The organism is Noviherbaspirillum saxi (assembly GCF_003591035.1).
Lineage (GTDB): Bacteria > Pseudomonadota > Gammaproteobacteria > Burkholderiales > Burkholderiaceae_D > Noviherbaspirillum > Noviherbaspirillum saxi.
On the sequence record NZ_QYUO01000001.1, the window covers coordinates 1,655,341 to 1,675,524 of the forward strand.

At 58.1% G+C, this 20,184-nt stretch carries 18 protein-coding genes; 13 read left to right on the forward strand and 5 right to left on the reverse strand.

Annotated elements, in window-relative coordinates:
• Positions 1-44 precede the first annotated feature (44 nt).
• From D3871_RS31850 to D3871_RS07840, 8 genes are all read left to right on the forward strand, one after another.
• On the forward strand, positions 45-1,463 hold the full coding sequence (locus tag D3871_RS31850) for a sigma-54-dependent transcriptional regulator (RefSeq protein ID WP_476638920.1): 1,419 nt from the start codon (positions 45-47) through the stop codon (positions 1,461-1,463).
• 385 nt (positions 1,464-1,848) lie between these two features.
• The gene (locus D3871_RS07810; protein WP_119768371.1) at positions 1,849-2,535 is read left to right on the forward strand and encodes an energy transducer TonB; all 687 of its coding nucleotides are present in this window, start codon (positions 1,849-1,851) and stop codon (positions 2,533-2,535) included.
• Positions 2,536-2,556: 21 nt separating this feature from the next.
• Entirely contained in the window at positions 2,557-3,276 is a 720-nt protein-coding gene (locus D3871_RS07815; protein WP_119768372.1) for a MotA/TolQ/ExbB proton channel family protein, read from the forward strand.
• A gap of 2 nt (positions 3,277-3,278) precedes the next feature.
• Positions 3,279-3,695, forward strand: a complete 417-nt coding sequence (locus D3871_RS07820) for an ExbD/TolR family protein (RefSeq protein WP_119768373.1) — start codon at positions 3,279-3,281, stop codon at positions 3,693-3,695.
• Between the two features lie 77 nt (positions 3,696-3,772).
• Entirely contained in the window at positions 3,773-4,816 is a 1,044-nt protein-coding gene (locus tag D3871_RS07825) for an extracellular solute-binding protein (protein WP_119768374.1), read from the forward strand.
• A 98-nt stretch (positions 4,817-4,914) separates the two neighbouring features.
• Positions 4,915-7,161, forward strand: a complete 2,247-nt coding sequence (locus D3871_RS07830; RefSeq protein ID WP_420799630.1) for a TonB-dependent receptor — start codon at positions 4,915-4,917, stop codon at positions 7,159-7,161.
• A gap of 8 nt (positions 7,162-7,169) precedes the next feature.
• Positions 7,170-7,859, forward strand: coding sequence for a Fe2+-dependent dioxygenase (locus D3871_RS07835; RefSeq protein ID WP_119768375.1), 690 nt, complete (start codon positions 7,170-7,172; stop codon positions 7,857-7,859).
• Positions 7,856-8,971, forward strand: a complete 1,116-nt coding sequence (locus D3871_RS07840) for an alpha-hydroxy acid oxidase (RefSeq protein WP_119768376.1) — start codon at positions 7,856-7,858, stop codon at positions 8,969-8,971. The genes D3871_RS07835 and D3871_RS07840 overlap by 4 nt, the downstream gene beginning before the upstream one ends.
• Before the next feature lie 196 nt (positions 8,972-9,167).
• Here the strand turns inward: D3871_RS07840 and D3871_RS07850 are convergent, their stop codons facing one another.
• The 4 genes from D3871_RS07850 to imuA form a co-directional block, all read right to left on the reverse strand.
• Positions 9,168-9,818: a HugZ family pyridoxamine 5'-phosphate oxidase gene (locus tag D3871_RS07850; RefSeq protein WP_119768378.1), complete on the reverse strand. Its 651-nt coding sequence runs from the start codon at positions 9,816-9,818 to the stop codon at positions 9,168-9,170.
• Between the two features lie 111 nt (positions 9,819-9,929).
• A complete protein-coding gene (locus D3871_RS07855) occupies positions 9,930-13,082 on the reverse strand; it encodes an error-prone DNA polymerase (RefSeq protein WP_119768379.1) in 3,153 nt (1,050 codons plus the stop codon).
• Positions 13,083-13,284: 202 nt separating this feature from the next.
• Positions 13,285-14,754, reverse strand: a complete 1,470-nt coding sequence (locus D3871_RS07860) for a Y-family DNA polymerase (RefSeq protein ID WP_119768380.1) — start codon at positions 14,752-14,754, stop codon at positions 13,285-13,287.
• A gap of 18 nt (positions 14,755-14,772) precedes the next feature.
• Complete coding sequence (gene imuA, locus D3871_RS07865; protein WP_119768381.1) at positions 14,773-15,552, reverse strand: translesion DNA synthesis-associated protein ImuA; 780 nt, start codon at positions 15,550-15,552, stop codon at positions 14,773-14,775.
• A 143-nt stretch (positions 15,553-15,695) separates the two neighbouring features.
• Here imuA and D3871_RS07870 point away from each other — a divergent pair, with 143 nt between their 5' ends.
• The 4 genes from D3871_RS07870 (at position 15,696) to D3871_RS31620 (ending at position 17,959) form a co-directional block, all read left to right on the forward strand.
• A complete protein-coding gene (locus tag D3871_RS07870; RefSeq protein ID WP_119768382.1) occupies positions 15,696-16,580 on the forward strand; it encodes an endonuclease in 885 nt (294 codons plus the stop codon).
• 87 nt (positions 16,581-16,667) lie between these two features.
• Entirely contained in the window at positions 16,668-17,198 is a 531-nt protein-coding gene (locus D3871_RS07875) for a hypothetical protein (RefSeq protein ID WP_119768383.1), read from the forward strand.
• A 232-nt stretch (positions 17,199-17,430) separates the two neighbouring features.
• Positions 17,431-17,733, forward strand: a complete 303-nt coding sequence (locus D3871_RS07880) for a HAMP domain-containing protein (RefSeq protein WP_158597885.1) — start codon at positions 17,431-17,433, stop codon at positions 17,731-17,733.
• Positions 17,705-17,959, forward strand: a complete 255-nt coding sequence (locus D3871_RS31620; RefSeq protein ID WP_420799631.1) for a GGDEF domain-containing protein — start codon at positions 17,705-17,707, stop codon at positions 17,957-17,959. Before D3871_RS07880 ends, D3871_RS31620 begins: the two co-directional genes overlap by 29 nt.
• Here the strand turns inward: D3871_RS31620 and D3871_RS07890 are convergent.
• Positions 17,898-19,634, reverse strand: a complete 1,737-nt coding sequence (locus D3871_RS07890) for a RecQ family ATP-dependent DNA helicase (RefSeq protein ID WP_119769968.1) — start codon at positions 19,632-19,634, stop codon at positions 17,898-17,900. The two genes, D3871_RS31620 and D3871_RS07890, sit on opposite strands and share 62 nt — an antisense overlap.
• A 298-nt stretch (positions 19,635-19,932) precedes the next feature.
• Between D3871_RS07890 and D3871_RS07895 the strand changes: the two genes are divergently transcribed.
• Complete coding sequence (locus D3871_RS07895) at positions 19,933-20,136, forward strand: cold-shock protein (RefSeq protein WP_119768386.1); 204 nt, start codon at positions 19,933-19,935, stop codon at positions 20,134-20,136.
• Positions 20,137-20,184 lie beyond the last annotated feature (48 nt).

Sequence of the window (20,184 nt, forward strand, 5' to 3'; positions counted from 1 at the left end):
CCGCGACCGGGAAACCCGGAATACCAACTCGAATTTGCTATTACATGAAACTGCAGGATGCAAAAACAATGAAGGCCTTGCATGTGCTGGTGGTCGACGACGAACCGGCGATTCGCCAGATTCTGGCCGTACGGCTGACTAAGGCGGGATGTACTGTCGTGCAGGCGTCTAACGGAAGCGAGGCGCTAGAGCGGCTGTGCGCTGGAGATTTCGACGTTGCGATCAGCGATATCCAGATGCCCGACTTTGATGGCATAGAGCTGCTAAAGCGTACAAGAGCTGCCGGGATCGATACCAGCTTCATCATGATGACGGCCTTTGCCTCGGTGGATACGGCAATCGATGCGATCAAGGCGGGTGCGTCGGATTACATGATCAAGCCGGTGCGTCATGATGAAGTGCTGCACCGGGTAACAAAGATCGCCGACTTGCAGCGCCTGAGCAGCGAGAACAAGGTATTGCGAAAAATGGTGATGGAAACGCGAAGCGAATTGTTCGGCTTCGTCTCGCCATCGATGCAGGCGCTTGAGCGGCTGATCGCCAAAGTCGCCCCGACGGATAGCACGGTGCTGGTCACCGGCGAAAGCGGCACCGGCAAAGGTGTCATCGCAAGACAAATTCACCAGCAGAGCAGCCGTTCCGAAGGTCCTTTCATTCCGGTCAATTGCGGCGCCATTCCGGGAAACCTGATGGAAAGCGAACTGTTCGGCCATGTCAAAGGCTCCTTCACCGGGGCCGACAAGGCGCGCAAGGGCCTGTTCCTGGAAGCGGACAAAGGCACGATCTTCCTCGATGAAATTGGCGAGTTGCCGCTTGCGCTGCAAGTCAAGCTGCTGCATGTCATCGAAGAAAAGACCGTGCGCGCGGTGGGTAGCGAGCAAACCAAGCGCGCCGATGTGCGTATCGTCGCTGCCACCAATCGTGATCTGGGTCAGATGGTCGCGGAAGGCAAATTTCGCGAAGACCTTTATTTCCGGCTGACCGTGTTCCATGTGCATATTCCGCCGTTGCGCGAACGGCGGCAGGATATTCCCGGATTGATCAGCTTTTTGATGAGGCGGCGTGCGGAGCGGCTGAATCTGGACGGCATTCTCGAGATCGATGCCGACGTTGCAGACGTCCTGTCGAAATATGAATGGCCAGGAAATGTACGCGAACTTGAAAACGTAGTGGATCGCGCACTGATCCTTGCTGAAGACGGACGAATCACCCACTCGGATTTGCCGCCGCAGATCGCGCGGATATCGCAGGCCTCACCAGGGGGCACCGAATACCGACGGCAAAAATTCATTGCGCGAACAGGTACGACGCTTCGAATGCATGGTGATCGACAAGGCGATTACCGAGGCCGGAGGAGACCGGCGGACTGCGGCCCAAAACCTGGAGGTCGGTCTTTCCAGCCTGTACCGCAAAATCGAAGAATACGAAACGCTCGGCTGGTTTCCATCGTCCTGAAATCCTGAATCGAACTGCACGCCGTCGCAATGACGGTGTGTGATACCGACCCTGCCGTGTTACGGAGCAGGGTCGATCAGGTCGCGTAGGCTAATCCTTCCTCAATTCCGGCGGCATTTCGGCAGCGGACGCGCTTGTCTTCTTGCACTCGAAAGCCTCATCTACTGGCTCGGCGATACCCTTGTCGGCCGCTGTAACTCTACGGATCCGGGTTTCCACGAAGATATTCCTAATATTTTGCAACAATAGGCTTCTCTATTTAAATGAGAATTGTTATCATTATCGTTAACGTTACAGTCGGAGCCAGCAGCATGAAGTACGGAATTGGGGTAGCACGACTTCACATACCCTTGAATACAAGGACAGTCATAGGGTGCGGCAAGAATTAGTTATATGAATCAATCTTTGAACTCACGCGCCGGTGCGCTGACGCTGATTACCGTTACTCACATAGCCGCAATTTGGCTAATGATGACTGGGTTGAGGCCGGACCTGACACCTCCGTCACCATTGCCGGCAGTCATGGTCGAGATGCTTCCGGCCGAAAGACCTGTTAATAAACAGGTTATCGAACCCAGGCCGCAACCACCGAAAGAAACGCCGCAGACACAACCCAAAAGGGAGCCGCCCAAGCCGCAGGTAAAAAAATCGGCCCCGAAAACGACCACAAGCGACACGGCATTGACGGCGCCGAAACCCGAGGCACAGCCGGCGCAGCAGGCACCTGTTGCGGCGCCGGAGTCGAGTTCGCCACCGGTTTCGCAGACTCTTGCCCCGGCACCGGCACAGCCCGCACCTGTTACCCCGCCGCGCTTCAATGCCGCCTATCTCAATAATCCGGCGCCGGTTTACCCGGCCATGCTAAGGCGTGCCGGGGAAGAGGGAAAGGTGGTATTGCGCGTATTCGTCACGGCAGAGGGTAATGCGGGGGAAGTACAGGTATTTCGCCCGAGCAGTTCGCCGTTGTTCGATGAAGCCGCACTGGCGGCTGTGCGGCGCTGGCGCTTCGTGCCGGCGCGTCGCGGCGATACGGCGATCTCGGAATGGGTACAAGTACCGATCGACTTTAAATTGAATTAAGACATTTGTGAGAAAGCATCCATGAACAATCCTTACGGCATTGCCAATCTCTGGCAGCAAGGCGATTCCATCACCCGCGCTGTCGCCATCCTCTTGTTGATCATGTCCATCCTGTCCTGGTATGTCATGGCTATCAAAACCTGGAGCCTGATTCGCCTGCGGCGGCAGGCAGCGGTCGCGACGGATAACTTCTGGCATACGAAAAGCCTGGAAGAAGGTATGAGCCTGCTGTCTCCGGACCGGCATGGAAATCCGTTTCGCGCGCTTGCGGAAGATGGCGCCAACGCGGCACTGCATCATGCAATGAGCAAAGAAGATCTGCATGGCGCATTGAATATCAGCGAGTGGGTAACCAGCTGCCTGCGCCGCTCCATCGAGAACATCACGGGGCGGCTGCAAAGCGGCCTTCAGGTGCTGGCGTCGGTTGGCAGCACGGCACCGTTTGTCGGCCTGTTCGGGACCGTGTGGGGTATTTATCATGCGCTCGTCGGCATCGGCGTGTCCGGCCAGGCGAGTATCGACCGGGTCGCCGGTCCGGTAGGCGAGGCGCTGATCATGACGGCGTTCGGCCTGGTGGTGGCGATTCCTGCGGTGCTCGGTTACAACGCGCTGACACGCAGCAACAAGGCGCTCCTCTCCCAGTTATCCAATTTCGCGCATGACCTGCATGCTTACCTGATCACCGGCGGCCGTGTCGGACAGGTGCAGAACGTCGTCAGTCTGCGTGCCAAGGGAGAATAAGGATGAGCTTCGGCAGTCCCGACAAGGACGATGACGTGATGTCGGAAATTAACATGACGCCGCTGGTGGACGTCATGCTGGTATTGCTCATCATTTTCATTATTACGGTCCCGGTAATCAATCACGCTGTAAAGCTTGACCTCCCCAGGGCCGTCAGCCAACCCAACGATGTCAAGCCGGCGCACATCAATGTGAGCATCGATGCCGGCGGTGTCATCAACTGGAACGGCACGACGGTGGACGAGCAGGCGCTCAAGGGAAATATCGCCGCAGCCGCGGCACAGTCGCCGCAACCGGAACTGCATTTGCGCGCCGATCGCAAGACACCCTATGAAAACGTCGCACGCCTGATGGCAGCCGCGCAGGCTGGCGGCCTGGCAAAGATCGGTTTCGTCACCGAGCCAGAGACATCGCGCTGATTGCAAACCGCATCGCAATGGCCGTTGCATTGCGATGCATTGCTATGAGATTCATCGCTATTCACCAAGGATTACCCATGAAATCGACTTTCGGACTTCGTATCGCTGCGGCGATTTTTGCACTTGCGGGCACGGCTTCGGTGTATGCACAGGAAAACGTTCTGAACCTGTACTCGGCGCGGCATTACCAGACCGACGAAGAGCTTTACGCCAATTTCACCAAGCAGACCGGCATCCGCATCAACCGCATCGAAGCCGATGACGCCGTGCTGATGGAGCGCCTGCGCACCGAAGGCAAGAACAGCCCGGCCGACGTGATCCTGCTGGTCGACGCCGCGCGCCTGTGGCGCGCCCAGGTCGAAGGTATGTTCCAGCCGGTGAAGTCCAAGGTGCTGGAAGAGCGGATTCCGGCCAACCTGCGCGGTGGCGACGAAGGACAGGGTGCGCAGTGGTTCGGCCTGTCCACCCGAGCGCGCGTCATCGTCTATAACAAGGTGAGCGTCAAGCGCGAGGAGGTTGCCACCTATGAATCGCTGGCCGATCCCGTCAACAAGGGCAAGGTCTGCACGCGCTCCGGCGCGCACCCGTACATGTTGTCGCTGATCGGTGCCATGATCGAACGTAACGGCGAGGCAGCGACCGAGAAATGGGCGCAGGGCATGGTCGTCAACTTCGCGCGGCCGCCGCGGGGTGGCGACACCGATCAGATCAAGGGCGTGGCCAGCGGCGAATGCGGCGTGGCGCTCGCCAATTCCTACTACTACGCGCGCCTGCTGCGTTCCACCAAGTCCGAAGACCGCGAGATGATGAACAAGGTCGGTTTCGTCTGGCCCAACCAGGAAAGTTCCGGCACCCACATGAACGTCGCTGGCGGCGCCGTCGCCAAGAATACCCGCCACCGCGACGCCGCCGTCAAGTTTCTCGAGTATCTGGCCAGCGACGAGGCCCAGGCCTACTTCGCCAATGGCAACAACGAATGGCCGGTGGTGAGTTCCTCGGTCATCAAGAACCCGGTGCTGCAACAAATGGGCAAGTTCAAGACCGAGAACGTCTCGATTACCGCCATCGGCAAGAACCAGGTTCCCGCGCAGAAGATACTCGACCGCGTCGGCTACAAATAATCTGTTTTTTTGTTTTTCGTGCATTGAAGTCGCAGCCAGCCATTCCCTGAAGATAGCCAGCCTGACAATACAAATAACTCTATCTACAGGGATACACAATGAAGAAGAAATTGGCGACGCGCCGGTTGAAGGATGTTAAAGCATGCGCGCAGCAGGCCACGACGCCGTCGCAACCTGAAATCCGCCGCCCGTCCAGCCTGCCGCTCGGCGCGCTGATGCTGGCTGCATCGTTCTCCACGGTGGCGCAAACCACCGCGCGGGCACCCGCCTCCTCCGACCAGGTGATGCCCGCCGTGGAAGTGAAGGGCCAGCGCGAAACGCTGAGCAAGGAGTCGTTCCGCACGACGACGACTGGCATCGGCAAGGGTAACCAGGAACTGCGTGACATCCCGCAGTCGGTCACCGTGATGACCGAGCGGCTGATGGATGACCGCAACCTTGACGACTTCCGCGAAGTGCTGCGCACCACCGCCGGTGTTACCTTCCAGGCCGGCGAGACGGGCGAGGAAGACGTGCGCCTGCGCGGCTTCTCCCTCGGGCAGGCCGGTGACATCTACAGCGATGGCATGCGTGACGGCGCTCTGTACGAGCGCGATACCTTCAACAACGACCGGGTGGAAGTTCTGAAGGGTTCTGCCTCGATGTTGTTTGGCAAGGGCTCCACCGGCGGCGTGGTCAACCAGGTCAGCAAGACGCCGTTCCTGTTCAACCAGAACGAGGTGACCTATACGTTGGGCAGCGGCGATTTGCACCGCCTGACAGGCGACTTCAACATCAAGACCGGCGAGGATGCTGCACTGCGCCTGAACGCAATGGTGCACGACGCCAATAACTGGGGCGCCAAGCAGAAGAAGTACGGCATTGCGCCGACCTACAGCTGGGGCATCGGTACCCGTGATGAATTCACCGTCGGCCTGTTCCATCTTGAGATCGACGGCCGACCGCTCTACAACCATCCTTGGATACTCGCTAACAACCGCATCGTCGAAACGGCGCCGGCCAAGAACTATTACGGCCTGGCGAGCGACTATCTCGACACCAAGGCAACTTACGGCACCTTCGCGCACGTGCACCGCTTCGATGACGGCTCGCAGCTGAACACGCGCGTGCGCCACGGCCGTTACGAGCGTGACCTGTGGGCCAGCGCCGTCGGGTTCAATACTCCCACCACGCTTGCCACCTTGAGCGACAGCACCGTGCTGCGCCGCACGCCTAAAGGCCGTATCGGCATTTCCGATACCACCCAGGTTTCCAGCGACTACACGGGGGCCTTCAACTGGGGCGGCCGCCAGCACCAGATCGTCGCCGGCGTCGACCTGTACGACGAAGATGCCAAGCGCGCCAACAGTTTCGCCGGTCCCAACAGTGGCCTGCTTACCACCATCGGCACCCCGAACGACGGCGATTCGCGCCCAGATACCCGCGGGGCAGCCCCGTTCAACACCTTCGACGCCCGCAACATCGGCCTGTACTTGCAGGACATGGTCAGCCTGACCTCGACCTTCAAGCTGCTGGGCGGCCTGCGCTTCGACCACTTCAAGGCCTCCTACACAGACGTCGCCGGTGTCAACTTCGAGCGTACCGACAATCTGTGGTCGCCGCGCGTCGGCGCGCTGTATCAGCCGAATGACACGGCATCCTACTACGCATCGTTTGGCACCTCGTTCAACACTTCAGGCGATACCTACCAGTTCGCAGTAGGCGCACCGAACGTCAGGGACGCACGGACGCCGGCCGAGAAGAGCCGCAATCTGGAAATCGGCGGCAAGTGGGAATTGTTCGAGAAGCGCACCTCACTGGGCGTGGCCGCGTTCTACAGCGAGAAGTACAACGAGCGCAACACCGACCCGGATACAGCGTCCCTGCAGCAGCTGCTGTCGGGCAAGCGTCATGCCGCCGGCATGGAGTTCAATGTCGCCGGTCGCATCACGCCGAAGTGGGAAGTGTTCTTCAATCACACCTGGATTCCGAGCGCGAAGATCGACGAGAGCAACGTGGTACGCAACGCAGCCGGTACCGGCGCTCAGGTTGAAGGCGACCGTCCCGGCCTGACGCCCAAGCACAGCAGCAGCCTCTGGACCACCTACCGCATGTTGCCCGAACTGCGCCTCGGCGCCGGTCTCACCTATCGCGGCAAACAGAACCCGGAAGGCAATCGTATTGTGGTGGCCGACAGCTTCGCCGTGTTGGATGCCATGGCCGAGTACACGATCAACAATACCTGGTCGGCCAAGCTCAACATCACCAACCTGACCGACAGACTGTACGCGGATTCGCTGTACCGTGGTTTCTACGCGCCGGGCGCCCCGCGTCGTGTCGAGCTGACGCTGAAGGCGATGTTCTAAGGCGAAGCATGCTTCTGCACCTGAAAAACGTACTTACCCGCGACGAACTCGCCACTGCCCGGACCCTGCTCGGGCCGAGTGCGCCGTGGGTGGACGGGCGCAGCAGTGCGGGCGGCCAGGCGGTCGCCCGCAAGAACAACGAGCAATTGGCGCAGGACAGCGATGTCTCGCACCGGTTGCAGGCGCTGATACTCAGCGCCGTGCAGCGCGACCCGCTGTTTTTTTCCGCGGCGCTGCCGCGCAAGATCTTCAACCCGCTGTTCAACCGCTACAGCGGCGACAGCAACCATTACGGCGCCCATATCGACGGCGCCGTGCTGCACTCGCGCAATCCTGCGCAATGGGTGCGCACCGACCTGTCCTGCACAGTGTTTCTGGCCGAGCCGGAGGAATACGACGGCGGCGAACTGCTGATCCAGGATGTGCAGGGCGAGCGGCGCATCAAGCTGCCCGCCGGCGATCTCGTGCTGTATCCCGGTACCTCGCTGCACCAGGTCACGCCGGTGACGCGCGGCGCACGGCTGGCGAGTTTCTTCTGGATAGAGAGCATGGTGCGTGGCGGCGAGCAGCGCCGGCTGCTGTTCGACATGGACATGGCGCTGCTCAGGCTGCGCGAGTCCCTCGGCGAGCAGGAAGCTTCGGTCGTGCAGCTTACCGGTACCTATCACAACCTCCTGCGCATGTGGGCCGACACATGAGTCCGGTTCCCGTCGTCGAAGCCATCCCGTCCGGGATCGTCTCACTGGCCGACCATGAGCAGCATGCGCGCGGGCGGCTGGACGACAATGCATGGGCCTATTTTGCCGGCGGTGCGGGAGATGAAATCACGATGCGCGCCAACCGCGCCGCCTGGGACGGCATCCGGCTATCCACCCGCGTATTGCGCAGGCTGACCGGCGGTCACACCCGCGTGCAGCTGTTGGGACGCACGCTCGCCCACCCGGTGCTGCTGGCACCGATCGCCTTCCAGTGCATGGCGCATCGCGACGGCGAAATCGCCACGGCCTATGCCGCGGCCATTCAGGGCGCTGGCCTGGTGCTGAGCAGCCAGGCCAGCATCGCTATGGAACAGGTGGCGCATGCGGTGCTGGGCGAGGCGACGCGCGGCCCGCTCTGGTTTCAACTGTATTTTCAGCATGACCGTGGTTTTACCCGCTCGCTCGTGGAGCGCGCCGAGCGTGCCGGCTATGAAGCGCTGGTGGTGACGGTGGATGCGCCGAGCAGCGGCGCACGCGACCGCGAACGGCGCGCGGCTTTCCGCCTGCCTGCAGGGATCTCGGCAGTCAATCTGGAAGGTCTGCCGGCGGCCCAGCCGGTGGCGCTGGAGGCGCACCAGAGCCGCATGTTCGATGGCTTGCTCGCCAGTGCACCGAGCTGGGACGACATCGCCTGGCTGCGCTCCATCAGTCGGCTGCCGGTAATTCTGAAGGGCATCATGCACCCGCAGGATGCGCAACTGGCGATGGAAGCCGGTGCTGCCGCCGTCATCGCCTCCAATCACGGCGGCCGTACCCTGGACACCATGCCGGCCACGGCCGTGGTACTGCCGCGCATCCGTGCTGCGGTCGGTGCGGACTATCCGATCCTGGTCGATGGCGGGATACGCCGCGGCACCGACGTCCTCAAGGCGATTGCGCTCGGGGCGAATGCGGTGCTGGTCGGCCGGCCGTATGTATTCGGCCTGGCCAATGCCGGCGCCATGGGCGTATCTCATGTGCTGCGTCTTCTGCGGGACGAGCTTGAAATCAGTATGGCCTTGTGTGGATGCGCGACGCTGGCAGAAGTGAATGCCGATACCTTGTTTGGCTAGAGCAGTTTCACCCTGACTGTACCGTCGATGCCGGACGCTTTGCCTGCGGCACCGCGTTGTCGGGGGGCCGCCGAGGCCTCCTTGCCATGGCTCACCATGTCGCGTCGCCGCGCCTTGTTCCGCGGGCAAACCGCCTCGGCCTCGTCTGGCACGTCAGGGTGAAACTGCCCTAGCATTTGCCCTGGCCAGTTTGGCATCACAATGCCGCCAGCAGTCTTCTGGTTGTGGCGGCTATCTGATCGGTGGAGTGCAATATGGCTGGAAAGCGTTGTCTCTCCCGCCGGCCATGCCGCTCCATATCCATGCCGTAGCGATCCAGGCCCAGTAAGCGTACGCCCGGTGGCAGATCGCCAAGCAAGTCTTGTATCAAGTCGGCTTCTTCCTGAAGTGGCAAGACTTCGATTTCCTCCCAATCTGCCTGTTCCAGCCACCCCATCTGCGCAAAACCGCCGATGTAGCGCAGTTTTTCTGGCACCAGCCGGTAAAAGGCAAAGTCGGGCAGTGCCATGTATTGTTCCGCTTCGGGCAGGTAGCGCAGAAAACGCGATTGCAGTTCGTGCGTTGCCTCGGCATAGGCAATATTGCCGGTAATGGTCATGCGGGGATTTTCGAGCACGTGCTTTTCCGAAGCGTCGGCCACAAGAAAGCCGGCACGCTGGTCGGCGAGAAGATTTTTTGTGTGCTCAGCAAGGCTGCTCAGCAAAAAGACCGGGCAATGCCGTTCATCCGGTGCAAAAGGCAGGGCGGAAGGAAACGGATATCCTGGCAACTGCAGGGAGTGGGTCGCCAGAGTGCCGGATGGCAAACTGTGCATCAGGTGAAGCGCGGTTTCCAGGTCAGGTTTCATGGACGCGTGTTACCGGTTTGAGTGAAGCAAGTTTTGCCAAGGGTGCAACAACCAGTGTAAAGACTGCGACAGCAACGCATCATGAGAATCTTCAAGCTGCATCAGCAAGACTCATGAGAAATCGCGACTATGCGTGCTCAGCCGTCCCAGCATGTGGGAGAGATCGACCAGTCGGCTGGCAACCAGATGATGCACATTGCTTTCGGATTGCCATATTCCATATACTCCCAATAATTGCGAGGCGAGTAGTTCCTTCCGGTACCGTTCGATCAGGCCTGGCCAGACAATGACATTGATCAGACCGGTTTCATCCTCGATGGTGACGAACATGGTGCCGTTGGCTGTCTGCGGGCGCTGCCTTACGGTCACGATGCCGCATCCGCGCGCAAGCTGTCGATCGGCAAACGTATGCAATACCTCGGCCGGCAAAAAGCGCTTTGCCGTCAACGCGGGACGCAACAAGGCTAACGGATGGCGGCCGAGGGTAAGGCCAAGAGAATAATAGTCGGCCACAATATTGTCACCTTCCGATGGTGCGACAAGTTCAACGGGCTCTTCCTGCATGCTGGTTTCCCTGAGTAAGTCCTTGTCGGGTTCGCTGGCGACTGCTTGCCAGAGTGCATTGCGACGATGCCCGACGAGCGGTTCCAGTACATTCGCCTTGGCCAGCAATTGCAAATCCCGGCGCGTAAGCTCAGCGCGCGCTGCCAGATCCGCCATGTTGTCAAACGGTTTGAGCGCACGCGCCTTTTCGATGCGGTTTCCGGTTTCTTGCGACAAGCCTCTTACCATGTTGAATCCGAGCCGGACGGCAGGTTGTTTACCGTCTGATTCCTGCACTGCAGGCTCCAGCGTAGCTTCCCAGTTGCTGTGATGGATATCCACTGCCCGGACATCGATCTTGTGTCTTCGTGCATCCTGCACCAGTTGCGATGGCGAATAAAAGCCCATCGGCTGGCTATTGAGCAGCGCAGCAAGAAAAGCCGCCGGTTCGTGGCATTTGATCCATGAACTCGCATAGGCGAGCAGAGCGAAACTGGCGGCATGGCTCTCGGGAAAACCATATTCTGCGAAGCCATGGATTTGCCGCACGATAGCGTCAATAAATTCAGGCTTGTAGCCATTCTTTGTCATGCCGTCGATGAGCTTTTGCTTGAATTTTCCGATGTCGCCCTTGCGCCGCCATGCCGCCATTGCCCGACGCAGCTGATCGGCTTCGCCAGGTGTAAATTCTGCAGCCAGTATCGCGATCTGCATCACCTGCTCCTGGAAAATCGCCACGCCAAGCGTACGCTCAAGCGCATGGCGGATTTTTTCGCTAGGGTAGGTTACCGGCTCCAGGCCTTGTCTACGCCGTAGGTAAGGGTGAACCATGCCACCCTGGATGGGTCCGGGACGGACAATCGCTACCTGGATAACGAGGTCATAAAATTCTTTAGGGCGCAATCGGGGAAGCATGGTCATTTGCGCTCGGCTTTCGATCTGAAAAACGCCCACCGTATCTGCTTTGCAGATCATGTCGTAGGTGGCCGGATCTTCCTTGGGTATGTGCTGCAACTCGAAGGCCCTGCCACGCAGTTCGCCGATCAGCCTGAGGGCGCGGCGAATCATGCTCAGCATGCCAAGTGCAAGGACATCTACCTTCAGCAAGCCGAGTGCATCGATATCGTCCTTGTCCCACTGGACGACGCTGCGGTTTTTCATGGCTGCGTTTTCGATCGGCACCAGGCGAGATAGCTTGCCGCGCGAGATGACAAAACCTCCCGGATGTTGTGATAAATGGCGAGGAAAGCGCATCAGTTTTTCAGCGATCTCTCCCCATTGCAGGGCCAGCGGCGAATCCGGGGGCATGCCGCATTCGGCAAAGCGATCGGCCAAGCCGGTTTTGCCATCCCACCAGCGATGGGATTTTGCTACCCGGTCGACAATGCCGGGGTCGACACCAAGCGCCTTGCCGACATCGCGCAAGACACTGCGCGGTTTGTAGCTGATCACGACCGCAGTGAGCGCGGCGCGCAGCCTGCCGTACTTGCTGTAAATGTACTGCATGACTTCTTCGCGCCGCTGATGTTCGAAATCGACGTCGATATCCGGCGGTTCGTTTCGTTCGCGGGAAATGAAACGTTCGAACAACAAAGTGCTGCGAGATGGGTCGACTTCGGTAATCCCCAGGCAGTAACAAACCACGGAATTGGCGGCGGAACCTCGCCCCTGGCACAGAATGTGGACGCTGCGAGCATAGCGCACGATGTCGTACACGGTCAGGAAATACGCTTCGTAACGCATTTCGGAGATCAGTTGCAGTTCGTGGTCGAGCTGTTTTTTCACGCTGGCCGGCATCCCTTCGGGAAAACGAACCCGTGCCCCGCTATACGCTTCGCTACTCAGGTAGGCTGCTGGCGTTACCCCGTGCGGCACCAGTTCATCCGGGTATTCGTAGCGCAACTCGTCGAGAGAGAATTTGCATTTGCCCGCTATGTCCAGCGTGGCGGCCAATGCGGCTTCCGGATAAATGTTCGCCAGCCTTAGCCGCGAGCGCAAATGCTGTTCGGCGTTCGGTGCCAGGTCGTAGCCGCATTGATGGATAGGCTTGCCGATGCGTGTGGCGGTCAGCGTGTCCTGCAAAGGTTTGCGGGATCTGACATGCATGCAGACATCGCCGGTCGCAACGATGGGCAAGCTGTACTGACGGGCGGTTTCCATGACAAGAGCGCCATGCTGGTCGTCGCGAGGATGGTGCAGCAGAGTCAATGCGATCCAGGCGCGGGCGGAAAACACATCCCGCATCCATTTGACTTGGGTGGCAAGCAGCTCCGGCGCAATTCCGTATGCAGGGACAAGAATCGCAAGACAATCCGGCATGCCGCGCAGATGGACATAGTTCTGTTCCGGCGTCACGAAATCGGATGGCGTAAGTCGATAAGTGCCCTTTTCGGCACGGGTACGCGCAAGGGTAATCAGCTCGGCCAGATTGCCATAGCCTTCGCGATTCTGCGCCAGGAGAATGAGAGAAAATGCCGGACTGCCGTCTTCATTCACCAGCCGGAGCTGGCTTCCGATGATCAAATGCAGGCCGCATTGTTTTGCCTCGGTATGCGCACGCACAACGCCGGCCACCGAACATTCATCCGTCAATGCCAGTGCCGCATAACCAAGCTTTGCTGCGCGTATGACCAGCTCTTCCGGATGTGAAGCGCCGCGCAGGAAAGTAAAGTTGGAAACGCACTGTAATTCGGCGTAGGCAGGCAGATCGGGCAAGGACATGTTATCTGAATGAAACACTGTATGTAAAAACAGTATAAATCAGAAAAATGTCTTTTTGTTAATGAAATTTGAAGGCTTGAAAATTTTTTAAGCTGCACGACAAGCTCAGTCCGACTATGGGTTTCATAATTATTCCTGTGATCATAGGAATAATGGTTCAGTTAAGTTTGTATTCTGTGAATGTCCTTCGATCGAAGGATATTCAAGCAAACAAGCCTTGCAAGTACCAGCAGATTTCGTCCCCATGACGCTCCTGATAAATCCAGTAAAGGGTGGACGTCTCGCCTTGCGCAATAAAGTAGTCTCGCATGATCAACCCGCCATCCCACCATCCGCATTCGATCCTTTCCGGTCCTTTGACGAGACGCAATGGCGAACCGTAGAACGGGCGGTCTTCGCGGACCATCAGTTCGACCGGCTGCAACAGCAGCCAGAACGGCCTGTCGGCAAGATGGGTGACGGCTGTCGATGGCGGACTTGGCGCGGCGGTCGGAACCCATCCGTTGCAGATTTCCGGTCTGTGGTCCGCGCGCGGGGCAGGGGCCAATACATTCTGCTCACCCAGGCGCGCCGTCAACAATTCAAGCAAGCGGTGATAATCCATCGGGATGCTGCCCGGTTCAGGAAACAGCGACTCGGTGGGCGGCAGCATTGCGGTAACCCGGGCGATTTCCAGGCGCACTGCGATGACCGGGGCTGCCAGTTCGATACGACCGAGCCGCTCTTTCAGCAGGCGCGTCAGATGCTCTTCATGCCAGGCAGGTTCAGCTAGTGCAATCTCGATCGGCGTGGGAGGAATCGCCGCGCGGCCGCGTTCATGCTCCAGCTGCAGGACAAAGCGGGACACGGCAAGCTGCTGAGTCACCAGCCAGCCTGTCAGTTGCAGCAGCAGGCGATGCGCGGCGAACAATACGGCTTCCGCATGTTCGATCCGATCGGGTAGCTCGAGTTTTGCGGAAAAGCTTTTCGGCGCCTGTATCCAGTCAAACAGTTCCGGCGCCTGTCCGTAGGCACGGTCGAGCGCATCCAGCACGCTCTTGTCGCAACGCCGTTGCAGTCCTGCGCGCGGCAGCTTGCGCAAATCGGCGAAGCTGCGGCAGCCGATGCCATCCAGCCACTCGAGATAAGGCCATGTCTGCGGCAGCAGGGTGCAGGGCAGGGTATCGAGGCGGCGCGTCATGCTTTCCATGCATACCACACGGCGATGTGCGGGAAGCTCTTTCCGCTCCCGGCAGGCCAGCAGCCAGGCGCCTTGCGCGGTTGGCGCCATGCCCAGTTGCGGCGTCAAGCCAAGTATGCCAACGCTATGGCGCACCAGCCGGCATAGCGCCCGTCTTCCTCCGAATGCGCGCAGACTGGCTGTCACATCGAGCAGCAAACTGCCTCGTTCTCCCAGGGCCACTTCCGGCGTGTATTGCAGCAGGGCGAGAGTAATGCCGTCGAGTACTTCCCGCTCCCGCAAGTGATCGCGTTCATGCAGAGTCGCACTAGGGCACATGGCCTGCGCACCCGCGCGCCGCATGCCGATGCATATTCCGCCGCGGTGAGCTTGCGGACTAGCAGCGATGACACGCTCCCGCTCCACGATCACATGTTCTCCGGGAAGGCTCCAGCGCGGCCTGATGGCTTCGAGCGGTAATAGCGGCAGATGCAGGGCTATCCATGAGCGCATTGGAGGATCCGCCACCGTTCAATTGACGGAACAGGCTTGCGGCCCGGTCATGGCGGTATTGATGCTTTGGTCGCTGATGTGCGCAACAGCCTCCCTTGTCGGTACGGGGTTGGAGATTGGTGCTGCGGACCGCGAAGCTGGCAGGAAAACGGAGGATGGCATGTCATCCATCGGCACATGGAGCGGGTCGTCGCGCCGCGGACCGCGCCGTTTCACGATATCGACCTGGATGCCGCCGTACGTCGGTCGCAGCGCCAGCCGTAATGATGCAGGCGAGGCATCCTGGGTGCAGGCCAAGGGGCGCATCATCCAGAACAGGGTTTCGGTTCCTTGGGCCGCAAGATGCAGGCGACGCAGGGATTCGGTGCGGACGTGCGACTGCCATAACAGCAATGCGCCGCAACTTCCATTGCGCAAAACTTGTTCTGCGCTCCACAAGGCATCGGCGCTACGTGTGGTTTTTATCCATACGAGACTGTCGACCGGCAGACCCCATGCGGTCCATGCCGCAATCTGCGGCATGTAAGGCGGCTGTACCAGCGCAATGCGGCGCTTGCGGGCGATGGCCTGGAAAGCGGGACGCAGCAGGCGCATTTCGCCTATGCCCGGTTGCTGCATCAGCAATTCAATCAATGTCGCACTTGGCCAGCCGCCGTTCGGCAGTTCTTGATCCAGTAGCGGATGACCGGTGGAGATGACTGCCGCCTGATAAGAACCCATCTGGTCGGCTCGCCATACGGCAGGGGGCAGGGCAGAGGATTCATTTGAATTGGGTATGGCGGAAACTAATGCGGACATCCGGACCTCCTAATATTCTTTTCTGTGATGCTGGACATCAATTTGTACTGTATAAATATACAGTACATTCAAACGAATGCTTAGTCAGATTCGTCATGTGATGGATCTGTCTTTATAATTTTTAAAAGCTTTATTTGCCTTTCATGCAAGCTCGTGTCACTTCAGTCGGCCTGTTGATCAAACCCAATCCCGCCGACACGTTCGAATATCCGCATCACATTGACCGCGCCAGTCTGGATGCCTTGCCATCGAAGCCAGGCATTTACATTTTTCGCGACACGCAGAATCGTCCTCTCTATATCGGCAAGAGCGTCAATATCCGGGCCAGGGTGTTATCCCATCTGCGCACCCCGGAAGAGGCACGCATGCTTCAGCAGAGCAGTCATGTCGAATTCCGGCGTACGGCCGGCGATATCGGCGCGCTTTTGCTGGAGTCTCGCCTGATCAAGGAATTGCAGCCGCTGCATAACAAGAAACTGCGCCGCACGCGCGAGATGTGCACTTTACGGCTGGGACCTGGCGTGAAATCGGCGCCGGAGATTGTCTATGCGCGTGACCATGACTTTGCCCGTACGGCGGGCCTGTACGGTTTGTTCGCCACTCGCAAGGCGGCGCAGGAAAAACTGCGCGAGATCGTGGAAATGCAGATGCTGTGCCCGGCCCTGACCGGGCTGGAAAGCACCATCCGGGGACGTGCCTGTTTCGCCCGGCAGATTTCGCGTTGCCTGGGTGCCTGCATCGGTGCAGAACCCATGCAGGAACATTACCGCAGGCTCAAGGCCGCGTTGAACGACATGCGCATCATGGTCTGGCCGTATGAGGGAGCAATGGGCATTGTTGAAGAATGCGACGGCTGGAAGCAGACCCATGTTATCGATCACTGGTTTTATCTTGGATCGATTGATCATGTCGCCGGCTCACCGCCTATCAAGCGGGCGGCAAGGAAGGACTTTGATGTGGATACCTACAAGATTCTGGTAAAGCCGATACTGCGCGGAGAATTGCGAATCGAGGCAGTGGAAATCTGAATTTGTAAAACCTGAAGCCGCAAAATAAATTCAATGCATGGCCTTTAAAACAACAAGCCGTGTTCCGGCATTTAACCGGAACACGGCTTGTTCATGTTGAAAGCCGCTTGTGCTGAAGCTTATTTCGAACCGCTGGCAGAGCCGCCTGCCCCTCCCGAAGGCGTAGTTGCGCTGCCGGTGGCGCCAGTCGTGTCGGTGGAACCTGCGCTGCCGGTAGTGCCTGTGCCTCCGCTGCTGCCAGGGGTGCTGGCGCTGGGTGTGCTGCCTGTTGCGCCTGTAGCGCCGGTACTGCCGCCGGCTGATGAGGTATCACCTGTGGTTCCTGCAGCGCTGCCACTGGCACTCGGTGTACTTCCTGTGGTACCAGCCGCACCAGCATCCGTACCGCTACTGCTGCTGGAGGTGCTGCCCGTGCCGCCAGTGGTGCCGGTTGTTCCACCAGCTGTGCTACCGGTGGTTCCGGTACTGGCAGGAGCTCCAGCGCTGCTGGTGCTGCTGCTGCCACCGGTGCCAGCTGTGCCGGCGTCTTTTTTGTCGCAGGCGCCCAAAGTCAACGTGGCGACAAGCGCCGCGAGCAATACTGAATATTTCATGCTGGTTCCTCTCAAGAAAATATAGTTGTAGATCAGTACACAGCCTTTTGGAGAAATTTGTCTGGCTTAAGTGCCAGCCATGGTTTTGATAAATATCAATCGAGATATGTTTTATTCAATAAGCATGAGGCAATTTTTGAGATGGGAACACCTTAAAACAGGATAATGTATTGCCCTAAAACAATTATTTTTCCGTACGAATATAATCCGCCGCTTGCGCTCGTTATTGTTGCATTGGACATCTTTCGATATATGCCTTGCTGATTCAAGAAAAAGAATGTTCGATTCTCTGCGTCGTCATTACGCTGGTGCTTGGTCTGGTGCTGCTCAACCGCGTCGTGCGCGACCTGCGCCAGCTCACGATGGCGGCAAAAAAGGTCGGCGATGGCGAGCCTCTGCCATCGCTCAATATCCAACGTCGCGATGAGATCGGTCAGCTTGCCATATCGTTCAGCGAGATGGAACATAACCTGCGCATCGACAAGCTCACCGCAGTCTTCAATCGCGCCTCGCTGAGCGCAAATCGGCGCATTGCGCCGGCAGCTCGCACAGCGCCATAGCGAGCGTCCCCGCTTCGCGCTGCTGTTTATCGACCTGGACCATTTCAAGTCAATCAACGATCGGTATGGTCATGGCGCCGGAGACAAGGTGCTGACGGCCGTCGCCTCACGGCTGAAAGAATCCGTGCGCATCACCGACGTGGTAGCGACGCGCTCCCAGCCACTCAAACCAGTGTCACATAGTCCCGCAGGAAGGTCTTGGTCTGTTTGTCCGGGAAGACGATGATCACTTTGTCGCCATTGGCAGATACGACACGTCCCTCCCCATATTTCGGTACCTTGACCGTTGAACCTGCGTCCGGCGCAGGCGCCTTGTCGTTGCGCACCACAGGCGGTGCGTGGTCGCGCACATGCGCGGGCGTCAGGGCGTGCTCCGGCGGAGCAAGACAATTGTCGCAGCCCTTGCAATGCGACCACTCCACCTGTTCTTGGAAATAGTCGAGCAATACCTTCCACCGGCAAAAGCCGGTCTGAGCGTAGAACACCATGCGCTCCAGCGCCTCGTAATCACGTGCACTCTTGACGCGGTAGGTATCCACCAGTTGCATCAGATCCTTTGGCCGGACGCGTACATTCGTCCGACGGTATTCGAGGCTGTCGTTTTGCTCTATCAGCTTGCCATCCTTGAGCAGTTTGAGCGATACCTGCAAGCGTGTCTCGGACACTTCGTCCAGAGCGTCGCGCAGACGGCCAAAAGAAATCCAAGACGTCGCCGTTGCAAGATCTTGTACGCCAGCATAGACCGCGCTCAGATCGTCGACTCCCGGATAACGCCGTGCCAGGAAAAATTGCTGAACCTGCCGGTCTTTTGCATGGTAGAGAAGCACACAATCCGATGGCTTTCCGTCTCGTCCCGCACGCCCGGACTCTTGGTAATAAGCCTCCAGATTGCCCGGGACCTGATAGTGAATGACGAAACGGATATCGGCCTTGTCTATCCCCATGCCGAAGGCATTGGTGGCGACCATGATGCGGCTTTCTCCACTCATGAAGGCGTCCTGGTTTTGCGACCGTATTTTGCCGGACAGTTGCCCGTGATAATACGTGACGCTTTCGCCAGCCTCATGCAGCGCCTCGTACACTTCTTCAACCGCCTTGATGGTCGCGGCATAAATGATGCCGGACCCGACATCTTCTTTTGCCAGACGCATCGTCTGCATCAACTTTTCGGATTCGTCCGTGACCGCAATGGCGCGATAGTGAAGATTTGACCGGTAGATGCCGGTATTAATGACATGCATGTGATTCAAGCCAAGCTGCTTGCCTATATCTTCGATCACATTCTCAGTTGCCGTGGCGGTCAATGCCAGAACAGTTGGATGACCGAGCGCGGCAATCGCAGCTTCCAGATGAAGATACGCAGGACGAAAATCATGTCCCCATTGCGAGATGCAATGCGCTTCGTCGATCACGAACAGGCTTATCTTGTTTTGTTTCAGTGTGTCCAGAAATTCCGGGTCGGAAAGCCGTTCAGGCGTGGCGAACACGAACTCGTGATCCGCCTGCTTGATGCTCTCCAGAACGAACGCTTCTTCACGCGTACTCAAGGTACTGTTGACTTCGGCTGCGCCCATGCCCGCGCTTTCAAGCTTGGATGCCTGATCTTTCATCAGCGATATCAGCGGCGATACCACAACGGTCACGCCGGGCATTTTCAATGCCGGCAACTGATAACAGAGCGATTTGCCGGCGCCGGTCGGCATGATCGCCAAGGTATGGTTTCTGTGCAGAACGCTATCGATTACTTCATGCTGTCCCGGGCGAAGACGCTCAAGTCCGAACGTCTCATTCAAGGTTTCATGCAGTTCGACTTTCGACACATTGTGACGCCGTTTCCGTGGCAAAGGGCGTGGATGCTTGCCGCTCTTGAAGTAAGAGGGCAACGAAGTAGGAATAGACATGAATAAATAATATGGATAAACGGTGAATCCATGGAGATGCACCATTCATGCCAAGGGAATACCATGTTTTCAAGCAAGGAATTGGCTGTAAATAATTCCCTTATGAATCATCCATTTCGCCCAGAGTGAAAAGACGGGGGATTTGTCCGAAAATATATTCAACTCGATGATCTACATAGGTTACAATGCGCCACCGATTGAAGTTTGAGCTAGTAGTGCAGTATTTGTCTGTCATTTCTTTCTTGCTTCAAAGGTTCTACCGGGCACAAGCCCAATTCACTGATAGGAAATGTAAGTAATGGCAACAGGTATTGTTAAGTGGTTCAATGACGCCAAAGGTTTTGGTTTTATCACTCCGGACGAAGGTGGCGAAGATCTGTTCGCGCACTTCTCCGCGATCCAATCCAATGGCTTCAAGTCGCTCAAAGAAAATCAGCGCGTATCTTTTGAAGTCACGACTGGCCCGAAGGGCAAGCAGGCTTCCGCGATTCAGCCGCTGTAAGCTGAATCCAGCGCTATAAAAAATCCCCGGTATGCCGGGGATTTTTTT